Annotated in this window: 13 protein-coding genes; 3 read left to right on the top strand and 10 right to left on the bottom strand. The window is 51.8% G+C overall.

Translation table 11 applies throughout. The features are described 5' to 3' along the window. Positions 1–22 precede the first annotated feature (22 nt). The 4 genes from EPV75_RS03780 to EPV75_RS03795 form a co-directional block, all read right to left on the bottom strand. Entirely contained in the window at positions 23–2,824 is a 2,802-nt protein-coding gene (locus tag EPV75_RS03780) for an FAD-binding and (Fe-S)-binding domain-containing protein (RefSeq protein ID WP_128384515.1), read from the bottom strand. Positions 2,825–2,982: 158 nt separating this feature from the next. Continuing rightward, on the bottom strand, positions 2,983–4,221 hold the full coding sequence (serA, locus tag EPV75_RS03785) for a phosphoglycerate dehydrogenase (protein ID WP_029939915.1): 1,239 nt from the start codon (positions 4,219–4,221) through the stop codon (positions 2,983–2,985). Positions 4,222–4,411: 190 nt separating this feature from the next. Further along, on the bottom strand, positions 4,412–4,711 hold the full coding sequence (locus EPV75_RS03790) for a c-type cytochrome (RefSeq protein WP_029939916.1): 300 nt from the start codon (positions 4,709–4,711) through the stop codon (positions 4,412–4,414). Positions 4,712–4,871: 160 nt separating this feature from the next. Next, positions 4,872–5,180 (bottom strand): c-type cytochrome, encoded by a 309-nt coding sequence (locus tag EPV75_RS03795; protein WP_029939917.1) that lies wholly within the window; start codon positions 5,178–5,180, stop codon positions 4,872–4,874. Between the two features lie 301 nt (positions 5,181–5,481). Between EPV75_RS03795 and EPV75_RS12215 the strand changes: the two genes are divergently transcribed. Then, the gene (locus EPV75_RS12215; RefSeq protein ID WP_164730764.1) at positions 5,482–5,658 is read left to right on the top strand and encodes a hypothetical protein; all 177 of its coding nucleotides are present in this window, start codon (positions 5,482–5,484) and stop codon (positions 5,656–5,658) included. Between the two features lie 12 nt (positions 5,659–5,670). Here the strand turns inward: EPV75_RS12215 and EPV75_RS03800 are convergent, their stop codons facing one another. From EPV75_RS03800 to EPV75_RS03825, 6 genes are all read right to left on the bottom strand, one after another. Further along, positions 5,671–7,287 carry an ABC transporter permease gene (locus EPV75_RS03800; RefSeq protein WP_128384516.1) on the bottom strand — a complete coding sequence of 539 codons (1,617 nt, stop codon included), beginning with the start codon at positions 7,285–7,287 and terminating at the stop codon, positions 5,671–5,673. Between the two features lie 218 nt (positions 7,288–7,505). After that, positions 7,506–8,534, bottom strand: a complete 1,029-nt coding sequence (locus tag EPV75_RS03805) for an extracellular solute-binding protein (RefSeq protein WP_225972386.1) — start codon at positions 8,532–8,534, stop codon at positions 7,506–7,508. Between the two features lie 40 nt (positions 8,535–8,574). Then, complete coding sequence (locus EPV75_RS03810) at positions 8,575–9,237, bottom strand: ABC transporter ATP-binding protein (protein WP_051673559.1); 663 nt, start codon at positions 9,235–9,237, stop codon at positions 8,575–8,577. A gap of 153 nt (positions 9,238–9,390) precedes the next feature. Further along, positions 9,391–10,416 (bottom strand): ribosome small subunit-dependent GTPase A, encoded by a 1,026-nt coding sequence (rsgA, locus tag EPV75_RS03815; RefSeq protein WP_029939921.1) that lies wholly within the window; start codon positions 10,414–10,416, stop codon positions 9,391–9,393. Between the two features lie 24 nt (positions 10,417–10,440). Further along, positions 10,441–10,782, bottom strand: a complete 342-nt coding sequence (locus EPV75_RS03820) for a 4a-hydroxytetrahydrobiopterin dehydratase (protein ID WP_029939922.1) — start codon at positions 10,780–10,782, stop codon at positions 10,441–10,443. A 70-nt stretch (positions 10,783–10,852) separates the two neighbouring features. Beyond that, positions 10,853–12,100, bottom strand: a complete 1,248-nt coding sequence (locus tag EPV75_RS03825) for a M48 family metallopeptidase (protein ID WP_128384517.1) — start codon at positions 12,098–12,100, stop codon at positions 10,853–10,855. A gap of 169 nt (positions 12,101–12,269) precedes the next feature. Between EPV75_RS03825 and orn the strand changes: the two genes are divergently transcribed. After that, a complete protein-coding gene (gene orn / locus EPV75_RS03830) occupies positions 12,270–12,821 on the top strand; it encodes an oligoribonuclease (RefSeq protein WP_128384518.1) in 552 nt (183 codons plus the stop codon). Positions 12,822–13,034: 213 nt separating this feature from the next. After that, on the top strand, positions 13,035–14,738 hold the full coding sequence (locus EPV75_RS03835; protein ID WP_128384519.1) for an acetolactate synthase 3 large subunit: 1,704 nt from the start codon (positions 13,035–13,037) through the stop codon (positions 14,736–14,738). Positions 14,739–14,741: the final 3 nt, after the last annotated feature.

Genomic DNA, 14,741 nt, shown 5'->3' on the forward strand with positions numbered 1-14,741 from the left:
CCGCCTTTGCGGGTTTTTGCGTTTAGGGTCGGTTGCACACCGCTTGATGGAAGATTTCCGCCGGGTGCAACGCGTGTTTCTCCGCGAAGTCTTCCAACTGGTGGCGACAGCTGGTGCCGGTGGCAATCACCAAATCATCGTCTTGCGATTTTTCCAAGGTCGGCAATAACGTTTGATTGGCGATTTTTAACGAGACGTCGTAATTCTTATAACCGAATTCCCCAGACATGCCGCAACAACCGGAGTTGATGTATTGAATCTGCAGCTCTGGAATCAGGTTCAAGGCTTTCACGGCTTCCTGAGCTTGTGCCAGGGATTTTTGATGGCAATGCACGTGTAGCCAGGCGGTGCGGGGGACCGGTCCGAGGTTCAAGTCCATTTGCGCGTGGAGTTTCAGCATCAATTCCTCAAACAATAACACCGACGAAAACGCCCAGGCCTGGTCGTTTTGGGCAATCAAGTCTTTCGCTTCGTCGCGCCAAACGAGGGTGTCCGACGGTTCGATGCCGACAATGTAATCGGATTCGGCCACGTCCTTTAATTGTTGCTGGATGCCGGTCAATGCCTGTTTGGCTTCCTTGAGCAGGCCTTGGCTCAGCAACGCACGCGGGGATGATTTTAAAAACACCGGTTTGACATCAAAACCCAGCTTTTGAAGCGTTTGGATGGCAGCCTGGCCGATTTTGGGTTCCTGGTACTGGATGTATAGGTCCGCCAACACCCAAATGGTGTGATGGGTGTTTTGCGGCACTTCAGGGGGGATTTTCGAGTGTTGTTTCCACCAAGCGGACAACGACTGTTTTTCCAGCTTCGGCAGGGTGCGGCGTACATCAACGCCCATGACTTTTTTCACCAGGGACAAGTTTTGCGTCCAATTGTAGATGGCCGGGAAAATCGCGCCCAGACGCATGAGTTCACCGTAGAATTTAATCGACAGTTTGCTCAAGGAAAAGCGATTGATTTGATACAGCACTTCCGATTTCAAACGCGCCATGTCGACACTCGCCGGGCATTCGGTTTTACAGGCTTTACAGCCCAGGCACAAGGATAGGGCGTCTTGTAACTCGTCCTGGTTCAAGGCTTTGACCGGGCTTGGCTCGGTCAGGGCGTGGCGCAATAAGTTGCTGCGACCGCGTGTTGAATAATTTTCTTCACGAGTTGCCTGGTAAGACGGACACATGGTACCGCTGCCAGCAGATTTACGGCAAGCGCCGGCTCCGTTACATTTTTCCACGGCATCCATCAACGACAGGTCTTTTGACCAATCGTAACCCGGGTTGAGCAATTGTTTGGGTTGGCGGTCGGCGCGCAAGTTGGCGGTAACCGGTGCATCGCCGATAATCACGCCCGGATTGAACAGGTTTTCCGGATCAAATGCACGCTTGAGTTGCACCAGATAGCTGTAGACCGCTTCGCCGACCTGTTCTTTGATGAAGGGCGCGCGAATACGGCCGTCGCCGTGTTCGCCGGAAATCGCACCGCGGTATTTTTTAACCAGTTGTGAACTGCGTTCCGCAACCGTCTGGAAGGTACGACGACCTGCTTCGGTGGCCAGGTCCATCTCCGGGCGGACGTGAATCAAGCCGACCGAGGCGTGACCGTAGTAGACGCAGCCGATGCCCAGTTCACTCATCAACTGTTGGGTATCTTGATAAAAATCCGGTAAGGCTCTGACGGGGATGGCGGCATCTTCAATCACCGCAACGGCTTTCTGGCGCGTCGGTTTCCCCATCAAAAGGCCTAGGCCGGCTTTGCGCAGGTTCCAGACTTTGCCGCTGTCTTGCGGTTCGATAATCGGGCAGGCATAGGCGCCTTGCGTCAGCATCCAGGCCTGGCCACTTTTTAGGCGTTCCTGTAAGCGGTCGGCGTCTTCATCAAACAATTCCACCACCAGAACTGCCTCGGGGTCTTCTTTCACCCAGAAACGGTTGTGGGTTTGTTCGACATTGTTTTTGGTGCCGTCCAGGGTGGCTTTGTCGATGATTTCAATTGCGGCCGGGTCGTATTGCAGGTATTCCGGTACGGCTTTCATGGCGGTGGACACCGAATCGAAATGGGCGCAAAACAGTTGGCGGTGCGTCGGCAAATCCACCAGGTTCAAGGTGGCCTGAGTGATCACGCCTAAGGTGCCTTCACTGCCGCAAATCAACGGTGTTAGGTTGAACGGTTTGCCGTCCGGATTGAAGGGCTGATAATCGGTGTAAAGCACGTCCAAGGCATAGCCAGTGGTGCGGCGCACAATCGACGGGTCGGGGAAGTGTTCGACGATTTCCGGACCATGCTTTTCCAGCAGGTCGATGACCGTGCGGTAAATTTCGCCTTCCAGCGATTGCAGGTTCAGTTTGTCGTGCAGTTGTTCGGCACTTAGATCGTCGAAACGTACCTGTGATCCGTCGGCGAGAATCATTTCCACCGCTTTGACGTGATCGCGGGTGGTGCCGTAATACACCGAATAGGAACCGCAAGAGTTGTTGCCGATCATGCCGCCGATCATGGCGCGATTTGAGGTGGAGGTGTCCGGTGCAAAACGCAGGTTATCCTGCTTGACGAAGGCATTCAGGTCATCCTGAATGACGCCGGGTTCGACGTCGACTTCTTTCAGCTCCGGGCGGTAATCCAAAATGCGGGTCAGGTGTTTGGAAATATCCACCAATAAACCGGAACCGATGGCTTGGCCGCCCAAGGATGTTCCGCCGGCGCGCATGGTGATGGGTTGCTTTTTGTGCAAGGCGGTTTGGATGCGTTGACGAAGGGCATCGGTATCCGTTGGATAGATGAATTCTTCGGGAAAAATTTCAAAAACGGAAGCATCAGTCGAAATCATGAAATAACCTTGCAAAAAACGGGAAAAGAATCGTTAGGAGGCGGTTATTTTAATGGATTCGGTTTGATATTGCAGGATTTTTAGCGTTTGAGAGGTGGGGCGAACCCCGGAAGGTTGGAGTGCCTTTCCCGCTTTGAAAAGCCGGAAAGGCAAGGCATTTAACCGTGGATCACGCGAGTACGGATGGTGCCATCAATGGCTTTCAGTTCCTTCAGGCCGGTTTCACGGTCTTTGGAATCCAAATCGATGACCACGTAACCAATTTCGGAATTGGTCTGCAAGTATTGCGCCGCGATGTTGATGTTGTGCTGGCCGAACGATTCGTTGATTTGCGTCATGATGCCCGGCTGGTTTCGGTGAATATGCAACAAGCGGCTGCGGTTTTTGTGTTCCGGCAAGGAGACTTCCGGGAAGTTCTTCGCCGATAACGTGGTGCCGGTGTCGGAGTAACGAACCAATTTGGTGGCCACTTCCTGGCCGATATTTTCCTGGGCTTCTTCCGTGCTGCCGCCGATGTGCGGCGTCAGAATCACATTGTCGAGGCCTCGCAAAGGGGAGACGAATTCTTCGTTGTTGGATTTCGGTTCCTGTGGGAAAACGTCAATGGCGGCACCGGCCAGGTGACCGGATTTGATGGCGTCGGCCAAAGCGTCGATATCGACAACGGTACCGCGAGCCGCGTTGATGAAAATCGCGCCTTTTTTCATTTTGGCAAACTCGGCTTCGCCCATCATGTTCTTGGTTTCATCGGTTTCCGGAACGTGCAGTGAGATGACGTCCGACATCTGTAGCAGGTCATCCAGTGATTTCACTTGGCGCGCATTGCTCAAAGGCAGTTTGGTTTCGATGTCGTAGAAGTTGACACGCATCCCGATGCTTTCCGCCATGATGCTCAATTGCGTACCGATGTGACCGTATCCGATGATGCCCAGGGTTTTACCACGGACTTCCACCGAACCGGCGGCGGATTTGTCCCATTCACCACGGTGAACCTTGGCGTTTTTCGCCGGAATGTCTCGTGACAGCAACAAAAGTTCGCCCAATACCAATTCGGCAACCGAGCGGGTATTGGAGAAAGGCGCGTTGAAAACCGGAATGCCTTTCATCATGGCGGCGCGCAAATCCACCTGGTTGGTACCGATACAGAAGCAGCCGATGCCGACCAGCTTCTTGGCGGCGTCCAGAACATCGGCCGTCAAGTTGGTGCGGGAGCGGATACCGATGAAGTGGACGTCGGCGATTTTGGCTTTCAATTCGTCACCGGAGAGAGACCCCTTGTGGTATTCGATGTTGTAGTAGCCGTTTTCATTGAATACGTCAGTGGCGGTTTGGTGTGGGCCTTCCAGTAGAAGGATTTTGATCTTATCTTTGGCAAGAGATTTGGATTTGTTGCTCATCGGGTTTTCAAAGCCTTACATTCAAAAGAGAAATTATAAAAGATTTGGTTTAAATTGTAGAGAGAACTCAAACAATTTCAGTGTGTTATCGTTTTGTGTCCAGTCGCTTTTTGCAAGCGACCGGTGTTTGCCGGTTTCTGCCCGAGTTATAAGGAGAGAAGAACGGGAGGCGGAAACCGTCGAGAATGGCTTACTTGGCTTTTTGAGAAGCGTAGTAGTCCGCCAGTTCTTTGATTTCCTTGTCGCTCAGGTTTTTCGCGAAAGCTTGCATGGTCGCGTCCTTGCGGAAACCATCTCTAAAGTCCTTCAGCGCCTTTTCAAGGTACTGGGCGTGTTGTCCGGCCAATTTCGGAAAATTTGGGACAACGCTGTTTCCATCGACACCGTGACAGCCGACACAGGTTTTCGCTTTAGCCGGCATGTCGGCGGCAAACGCTGCTTGGCTGAACAATAGGCCGCTGGAGAAGGCGATTAAAAATAGTTTTTTCATAGCTTTAACTCGCTTTGATTGTTTTTGGATGCGCTTATTAAAAACGATTCCGGCAGTCAGGTCAAGAAAGACGGGATGCCGGTCAGGTCGGTCGTGCAAAATGCACAAACAAAAAAAGCCGCATGGAAGCGGCTTTTTCGACTTTAAGTAGCGAGGCTAATTAAAGTGTTTGGACGTAAGCCGCGATGTTTTCAATGTCAGCGTCAGAAAGACCCGCTGCCATTGGCGCCATCATGGAAGTCATTGGACCAACTTGCTCACCGGCTTTGTATTTGTGTAGTTTAGCAACGATGTCAGCGGCAGGTTGACCAGCTAGTTTTGGTCCAACACCACCTTCACCAGCTGCACCGTGACAACCTACACAAGTAGAGTAAGCGGCTTGACCAGCTGTAGCGTCACCTGCTGCGTTGGCAGCAGAACCGAAAGCAATCAAAGAAGTTGCAGATAATGCAAGTAGTAATTTTTTCATTTTTGTACTCTCCTAAGCACGATAAAAAAAGTCGGGTTTTACCCTGGGTGCAATTACAAACGAATTCATAACATTAGTCAAGCCTAAAACCTGAAGGAAGCTTGAAAGAGCGCCAATGTATGGAGCCTTGTTGGCGTTTTTTTGACAAGTGTTGAGAAAGTATGGATGAAGGTTTGTTTAAGCTTTTATGAACGGCGACTTTTTCAACTTCAGCATCGCCTGATTCGGTGGAAAACGGACGATTAAAACTCCGATTATGGTATAACCTTATACCATTGAAAGCAAAGCGGAGACGTCCGATATGATTATAAAAGTCTGGTTGTTCATTATTGTATTGACGATTGCCAGTTGGTACTTATTGAAGCTGGCCGGTAAGCCGTTTCACCTTGGGTGGGTGTTTCTGTTCTGGGTGGTTACGATTCTGGGCGGCACGGCATTTTTCTATATGATTTCCGTGTGGTTTGTGTCCAACCAGTGACGTCAATTGTCTTTAGTGTGATATGGGGCGGCGCTTTTCGGCCCGCGCTCGCAATACTTCAATAATGACCAGGCCTGCCAGGCCGATGCCCATCAATACCAAGGCCGGTAACGCGGCCGCTTCATATAAACCTTCCGTACTGAGTTCAAAAGTCCGCACCGCCAAAGTGTCCCATCCGAACGGGCGCAATAGATAGGTGGCCGGTAACTCTTTGAGAATGTCCAGCGTCACCAAAAACAATGCTGTTAATAGGCCTGGGGTCAGTAAAGGCCAGTAGATACGTTTGAACAATTCAAGCGGAGAAGCTCCTAGGTTCCGTGCCGCTTCGCTGATGGACGGTTTGATGGTTTTGAAACTGCTCTCCACCGGGCCGAAGGCCACAGCCATAAAACGCACCATATAGGCGATGACCAGTGCAAACAGGCCGCTGCTGAACCATAAACCACCATCGAGTAGGCCGTCCACTTCAAACAGGAACAACATGACGCCAACGGCCAGTACTGAACCGGGCAAAGCGTAGCCTAATGTTGTGAAGCGGATGCCGAAAGTTTGCAGGCGGCTCAACGGATGGTTGTGAATAACGGCATTGAGAATCAGGGCAATCAACACCGTCAGCAACGCGGAGAAGACTGCCAGGATTAAACTGTTTCCGATCCATTCGCTGAGGCGAGGGTCCCAACCGCTAAAGGATTGGTAGGCCCACAGGGAGAGTTGTATTAGCGGTAAGCCGAAGGCGAGCAATAGAACACCCGACAGGTAACCCCAGGTTGCAATGGCTTTGACACCCTGCAGGCGGTAGCGGGTTTGCTGCCTTGGCAAACCACTGTGAAACGCACGTTTGCCGCGTTGGTAGTGTTCCAATGCAATCAGCGTCGCGGCAATGATGAGGAGCAGCGTTGACAACTGAGCGGCGGTTTCCAATGAGCGATAATCCACCCAACTGGAGTAGATCGCTGTGGTGAAGGTGTCGTAGTTGAAAATGGCGACGGTGCCAAAGTCGGCTAGGACTTCCATCAGTGCGAGCGACAACCCGGCAATGACGGCGGGGCGTGCCAGCGGCAGTGAAACACGCCAAAAGGCGCGAAACGGGGAGTCACCAAGGCTGCGGGCCGCTTCGGTGTAGTTGGGCGGTTGAGCCAGAAAGGCGCTTCGGGTCAACAGATAGACATAGGGATAGAACACCAAACTCATGATGAAGGCTACGCCCCAGACGCCTTCGCGGATGTCGAGACCACCTTGCATATTGAGCGTGTCACGGAAAAAGGATTGTACCGGACCGGCGTAGTCGAACACTCCTAAAAACACAAACGCCAGCACGTAAGCGGGCACGGCGAACGGCAGGAAGAGTAGCCACTCAAACCAGCGGCGCCCGGGAAATTCACACCGGGTCACCAGCCAGGCGAGACTGATGCCAAGCACGCCAGTGCCGATGGCCACGCCCAACAATAATTGGAAAGTGTTTCCAAGCAGCTCGAGTAGCAGGTTGTCCGACAGGTGTTGCCAGAGCCCGCTGTCAATACGGTGCCAGGAAAAGCCCAGGCTCAGTATGGGCAGGGAAATGAGCAGTATCAACGCCCAGAGTGCCAGTTTGGAAAACAGGGTAAAGGGTTTCAAAGCCGACCTTTTCATCGTTGTCTGGTGTTTGTCATGGAGTGTTAGGCCATCCGGTTACCGGCATCCGTGCCGAAAGTCGTTATTTTAATCCGTTACAGCTTGGAATCCTATGATTTTCAGGTAATCGGGTCACCGTGGTGATGACATCTTCAAAAGCAGGCCTGGGCGTTTTACAAAAAAAAGCCCTTTTAAAAAGGGCTGAATGTCTTAGGAGAACGGTTACGGTTGTCCGGTTATTTATAATTGGCTTTCTGCATCAGTTTGACGGCTTCGGCCTGGCGTTTGCCGACAATCGCCAGGTTGAGGTCGTCGGCTTTAAAGCTGCCCCAGCTGGCGACTTGCGGATCCAGCGGGATTTTCGGGTTGGCCGGGTATTCTTTGTTGGCACCGCCGAATTGTTTTTGCGCCGTGTCGGAGGTTAGCCAGTTCAACAGTTTTTGAGCGGCTTCTCGGTGTTGGGCGTGCTTTAGAATGCCGGCTCCGGAGACGTTGATGTGTGTGCCGTAACTGTTTTGGTTGGCCCAGAACAGTTTGATTTTTGTTTGCGGGTTCTTGTCTTGCATGCGGCCGTAGTAGTAAGTGTTGACGATGCCGACATCGCATTGACCGGCTTCAATGGCCTTCAATACTTGCGAGTCTTTAGCCTGTGGCTTCGCGGCAAGGTTGCTTACCCAGCCGGTAAGAACTTGTTCGGTTTTGGTCGCGCCGTCGTGGTCGATCATCGCCGCTACCAGCGATTTGTTATACACCTTTTTCGACGTGCGAAGGCACAGCTTTCCGTGCCAGGCGTTGTTTGCCAGAGCTTCGTAGCTTGACAGTTCGGAGGGCTGAACGCGTTCGGAGTGATACACGATGGTTCTGGCGCGCACCGATAGACCGGTCCATAGATTGTCCGGGTCTCTCAGGTGAGCCGGGATTTTTGCTTGAATTCGATCGACGTTCATGGGTTGGAATAACCCTTGTTGGGCGGCATACCACAGGTTGCCGGCGTCAACGGTCATGAAAATGTCCGCTTGGGTGCGCTCGCCTTCGGCTTTCAAGCGCTCAATCAAGGCGTTGGCTTTACCGGTTTGTAAGGTCACCGGAATGCCGGTTTCCTTTGTGAACTGGTCGAACAGCGGCTTGATCAAGTGCTCTTTTCGAGAAGAATACACCACCAGTTCGTCATCGGCATAGGCTAGTTGAGAGGTGCCGAGCATTGCCAGGCTGGCAATGGAGAATAAAGTGGTGGCGAAAGCGTGTTTCAATGAACGTTTTTTCACAAGGCGCTCCTGGTATAAGTATCGGTTTTCTCGGCGGCGTTTAGGCCGCCGTGGGATTGGCGAATTGGATTTTGGATGCGGTCAGTGTGCCGTAGTGGTCGCAGAGGGTTTGCGCATCGGTCTCGTCATGGGTGACCAATAACGCCGGAGTGTTTTCCTGCTTCAACCACTGGCGGGTTTCTTCCGCCAAACGGTGGCGCAAGGCCGGATCCAGGTTGGAGAAAGGTTCGTCCAATAATACCAATGCCGGCTTCGGTGCCAAGGCGCGAGCCAAGGCCACGCGCTGTTGTTGACCGCCGGAGATTTCGTGCGGGTAACGGTTTGCCAAGTCGTTCAAGTGAATCATGGTCAAGAGTTCGTCGACACGACGACGTTGTTCGGTTTTGGATTGACCGCGCAGACCGAAGGCGATGTTTTCCGCAACCGTCAGGTGTGGAAAGAGGGCATGATCCTGGAACACCATGCTGATATTACGTTTTTCCGGTGGCAAGGATTGGCCATCGCACGCCAGACAACGGTCGTTGACGGTGATGACGCCGGATTGGATTGGCGTGAAACCGGCAATAGAGCGCAATAGGGTCGTCTTGCCGCAACCGCTCGGGCCCAATAGCCCGATGATTTCGCCGGCGGCAAACGATAGGGTGAACTCCTTGAACAAGGCTTGCTGACCCAAATTAATGCAGACTTTATCCAGTTCGACCATGTTGCGATTCCATTCTTAATACGTTAGTCACTAAGATTGGTAACAATATTAAAGAAAATGAGAGTAATTTTCAATATCAAGAAGAATAAAATCTTTTAACGATGGATAAGATGCTTTTGGGATGAAATCAATGGGTGTGTTTGATCCGGTCGTTCAGTGGGGTTCGTTAGCGAACTCTTCACGTAACCGCTGGAAGCTTTGGTAGCGGGAATAGTGCAGTTCGCCGTCTTCAACCGCTTGGCGAATCGCACAGTTGGGTTCGGTGGTATGGGTGCAATTATTGAATTTGCACTGGCCTAGAAAGGGCGCGAAATCCGGGTAAGCGGCTTCCAGCTCGTGCAATTCGCATGGCATCGGGCTGAATTGACGCACGCCGGGCGAGTCGATGATGTTTCCGGCGTGCCCCGGGTTGACGTCGGCTTCCTCCGGTAGATGGTACAAAATGCTGTTGGTGGTGGTGTGTTTGCCCAGTCCGGTGGATTCCGACAGGGCGCTGGTTTTGATGTCGATGTCGGGAATCAGGGCTTTAATGAGTGACGATTTTCCCGCACCGGACGGGCCGACAAAGACACTGTTTTTGCCGGTTAGCAAGGTTCTTAATGCCTCGATGCCATCCCCGCTTTCAGCCGATACCGGCAGAATATCCAGCCCCAATTCGTCATAGGGAAGTAAGAGTTCGGCAATGGCTTCCCAGTGTTCATCGGACGCCATCAAGTCGATTTTATTAATCAGAATCAGCACCGGCAAGTGCATTTGATGGGCGGTGACCAGGTAACGGTCGATCATGTCCGGGTGAACGCCCGGTTCGATGGGGGCGACAATGCCTAAGAGGTCGATATTGGCGGCCACCATGCGCTTTTGACCGCGAAAACCGGGGCGACTGAGTTCCTGATGGCGTGGGTCGGCCGCGACGACCACGCCGGTGTTGGGTTCAATGTCGGCCTGCCAGGTGACGGTGTCGCCGGCCACCAGCTTGCCCAGGTGTTGGCGTACGGCGCAGTTGTGGAGTTGGCCGTCTTCGGACTCCACCAGCAGACGTTTGCCGAAGTTGGTAATGACCAGGCCTGGTCGTTTTTCACCCAGTTGGGAATCGCCGACCGTTTCCGTGGCGGTGCGCTCCTGATGTTGCTTTTGCTTCACCCGGCGCTGTTGTTGTTGGTTGAGTTTGCGTTTCGCCACGAAGGTTTCTTTGGTTAAGGGGGGTTAAGCCAGCAAAGCGTCGATTTTGGCGGCCAGAATAAAATCGTTTTGACTCAGTCCTTTGATATTGTGGGTGGTCAGAGTGATTTTGCATTGATTATACCCAAAGCACACTTCCGGATGATGATCTTCTTTGTGCGCCACCCAGGTGACGGCGTTCACAAACGCCACGGTTTGGTGGTAGTTTTTGAAGGAGAAGGTCTTGGTGAGCGTCAGGTAATCCAACGGCACATCCCAGCCCGGCATTTGTGAGAGGTAGCTCTCAATAGTGGGGATAATCAATGGCTTGCTGCCTTTTTCGATGTCGGTGCAGGATTGGTCTTTTAGTGGCAATTCGTGTGTCATAAATTACGGTTCCTGTGTTTGATCTCGTTAATAACGTTGCGCTTGATCGCTTTCAATAGGGACTAGCGCTTTATTTTTCAAGCGACTTTAAGTGGTCAATGCGGATTTTAGCCGGCGGATGACTGTCGTGATACGCTGAATAAGTCGGATCCGGGGTCAGGCTGCTGGCATTGTCGCGATACATTTTCAGCAGCGCGGAAATCAACGGGGCCGAACCGGTGGTTTGTGATGCGAAGGCATCGGCTTCAAATTCGTGCTTGCGGCTTTTGAAGGCGGCAATCGGCCCGAAGAAAAAGAACATCACCGGGATGGCGGTCATAAACAGCAATAACGCGGCGGCTGGCGTTTCCGAAGTCATGCCCAAGCCTTGGTAAAACGCCGGTAATTGCGTCAGCCAGCCCAGAACGAACAAGCCGGCAAAGCTCAAGGCAAAGGATTCGATCATGCGTTTTTTGATGTGGCCGTGCTTGAAATGCCCCAGCTCATGTGCCAGTACCGCTTCGACTTCTTCCGGTGTTAAGGACTCCAGTAGGGTGTCGAAAAACACAATGCGTTTGTTTTTGCCAAAACCGGTAAAATATGCGTTGCCGTGACCGGAACGCGAGGAACCGTCCATGACGAAAATGCCGTTTGACTCGAATCCGGTGCGCTCCAGCAGGGCTTCAATGCGCTGTTTCATTTCGCCGTCTTCCAACGGGGTGAACTTGTTGAAAATCGGCGCGATCCATTTCGGGTAAGCCCAAAGTAACAGCAGGTTGAACGCCACCCAAAGCACCCAGGTATAAAACCACCAGGCCTGGTCGAAATAGGCATTCATAATCGACAGCACCGCCCAGGCCAATGGCAGGCCGATGATTAAGCCGAGCAACCATTGTTTGACAAGGTCGGAAATGAATTTGCCGACGGTCATTTTATTAAAGCCGAAAGCCTCTTCGATTTTAAAGGTGGAGATGATGGCGAACGGAAGGTGCAGTAGCGACAAAAACCAGAAGGTAGACAACAAGAAACCGACATCACGCCAGATGGGTGATAGATCCGTCGCCAGCCAGTAATTGTAAATTTCTTGAAAGCCGCCGCCGAGCGTCATGAACAATAAGACGGCGGCGTCGAAAAATAAGACGAATCGTGAGAGTTGCAGTTTGGCGCGGCTGTAATCGGCGGCTTTGTGGTGTGCTTCTTCGGTGACAACACTTTGGAAGTCTTCCGGCACTTGGTTGCGGTGGGTACCGATGTGGAACTGGTTTTTGATGTTGAGCCACAGCTCGATGACTAGGTTAAGAATCAGGGTGGTTGCAAATAATACGGTAATCCAATTCATGGAACGATGCCTTGTCTTGTTGTTTGCGTGCCTGTGTTAGTCGCGCGGTTTTTTTGAACGTCGAAGAAGCGGCGAATTCCGCATTTCCGGCGTTGTGCGCGTTGAGGCTGGCTCGAATAAAGTTTAAACTAGCGCCTATTCTAGTTTAAAAGGTTCAATGAGTGTAGTGATGAAGTCTGAAAATAATTTGATTTGGATTGATCTGGAGATGACCGGTTTAGACCATAAAGCCGATCAGATTATCGAGATCGCCACGGTGGTAACGGATGCCGAATTGAATGTACTGGGCGAAGGACCGGTGATTGCGATTCAGACGGAACAGCATTACCTGGACGGAATGGATGAATGGTGTACCACGCATCACGGCAACTCCGGTTTGACCAAGCGCGTGCAGGAGAGCGATATTTCGATGCGCGAATCGGAATTGCAGACGCTTGAGTTTCTGAAAGATTTTGTGCCGAAAGGCAAATCGCCGATGTGCGGCAACACCATTTGTCAGGATCGCCGTTTTCTGATTGAGCAGATGCCGGAATTGGAAGCGTTTTTCCATTACCGAAACCTGGACGTGTCCAGTTTGAAGGAATTGGCCCGACGCTGGGCGCCAAGCGTGTATTCTTCCCACAAGAAAAAAGGCGCGCACCTAGCGCTGGACGATATTTACGAGTCGATTGAGGAGTTGAAACACTATCGTCAAAATCTGTTTTTACCGGAGTTTCGTTAAACGCCGTTCGGCACTTTCTATTCCGGTGATTTTCAAACCGATTAATTTCAACTTATGGGTTTATAAAAGCGCCTAAGTTCGTTATAATCGCCTGCTTACCCTGCGAAACTGCAGGGCTTTGTTTTTAAAGTTATTTTTAAACGTGGCAAGGCTGTCGAACCGTTAAAACAACCAGGTTTCGGAGCTTTGCGACCAAAACGGAGGACCGTTGTTGTGGAATTAACTGGTGCCCAGATTCTTGTTCATTATTTGGAAGATGAGGGCGTAGAGCATATTTGGGGGTATCCTGGAGGGGCGGCGTTGCCTATCTATGATGCCTTGGATACGGATGCACGTAAAATGAAACACGTGTTGGTCCGTCATGAACAGGCTGCGGTTCACGCAGCGGACGGGTTCGCGCGCTCTACAGGTCTACCAGGGGTCGCTCTTGTAACATCCGGGCCGGGTGCCACCAATACCGTCACCGGTATTGCGACAGCTTATATGGATTCGATTCCGATGGTTGTCATCACCGGCCAGGTCGCCACCAATATGATTGGTCTGGATGCCTTCCAGGAAATCGATACGGTGGGGATTACAAGACCGATCGTCAAACACAACTTCTTGGTCAAGGATGTCAAAGACCTCGCGATCACGCTCAAAAAAGCGTTTTACATCGCAACGACCGGTAGACCCGGTCCGGTCGTGGTCGACATCCCGAAAGATGTCCAAAATGCCAAAAGCTCTTATGAATATCCACAAGAAGTCAGTTTGCGCTCCTATGTACCTGTAACGAAAGGCCATAGCGGACAAATCAAAAAAGCCATCGATATGATGATGAAAGCGAAGAAGCCGATCATTTACACCGGTGGTGGTGTGGTGCTCGGCGGCGCGTCGGAAGCCTTGACGGAATTGGCGCGTACCTTGGGCTTTCCGGTGACCAACACCTTGATGGGGTTGGGTGCGTATCCGGCGGAAGACAAGCAGTTTGTCGGCATGCTCGGGATGCATGGCACTTATGAAGCCAATTTAACCATGCATAACTCCGATGTGATTATCGCCATCGGTGCACGCTTCGATGATCGAGTGACCGGGAATTTGGAAAAGTTCTGCCCGGATGCTCGCGTCATTCATATCGATATCGACCCAGCGTCGATTTCCAAAAACGTGGCGGTGGACATTCCGATTGTCGGGCCGGTCAAACAAGTGTTGTTGGAAATGCTATCGCTGTTGAGCAAAACCAAGAAAAGCGTGGACAAGAAAGCCTTGGCCAGCTGGTGGGAGCAAATTGAAGCTTGGCGTGCCACCGATTGTTTGCGTTATGATCAGGTGGGACACAAAATCAAGCCGCAAGCGGCCATGGAAACCGTTTGGGAAGTCACTAAGGGCGATGCCTATGTGACGTCGGACGTTGGTCAGCATCAAATGTTCGCCGCGCAGTACTATAAGTTCAATAAGCCGCGTCGCTGGATTAACTCCGGCGGTCTGGGCACGATGGGCTTCGGTTTGCCGGCGGCGATGGGCGTACAGGCGGCTTTTCCGGAATCGACCGTTATCTGTGTCACGGGTGAAGGATCGATTCAAATGAACATTCAGGAATTGTCGACCTGCTTGCAATACGGCTTGCCGATTAAGGTGGTCTGTTTGAACAACGGCTTCCTTGGGATGGTGCGTCAGTGGCAGGAGTTCTTCTACGATCGTCGTTATTCGATGTCGTATATGGATTCCTTGCCGGACTTCGTTAAGCTGGCCGAAGCCTATGGGCATGTCGGCGTACGTATCGAAGATCCGAAAACCATGAAACAAGAGCTGGAAGAGGTCTTTTCCGATAAATACAAAGATCGTTTCGTCTTTATTGACATCGTGACCGATCAGCAGGAGAACGTCTATCCGATGATTCCTGCTGGCGCCGGTCTGGATGAGATGATTTTGGTATAAGGG

This window comes from Hydrogenovibrio thermophilus (assembly GCF_004028275.1).
Taxonomy (GTDB): Bacteria; Pseudomonadota; Gammaproteobacteria; order Thiomicrospirales; family Thiomicrospiraceae; genus Hydrogenovibrio; species Hydrogenovibrio thermophilus.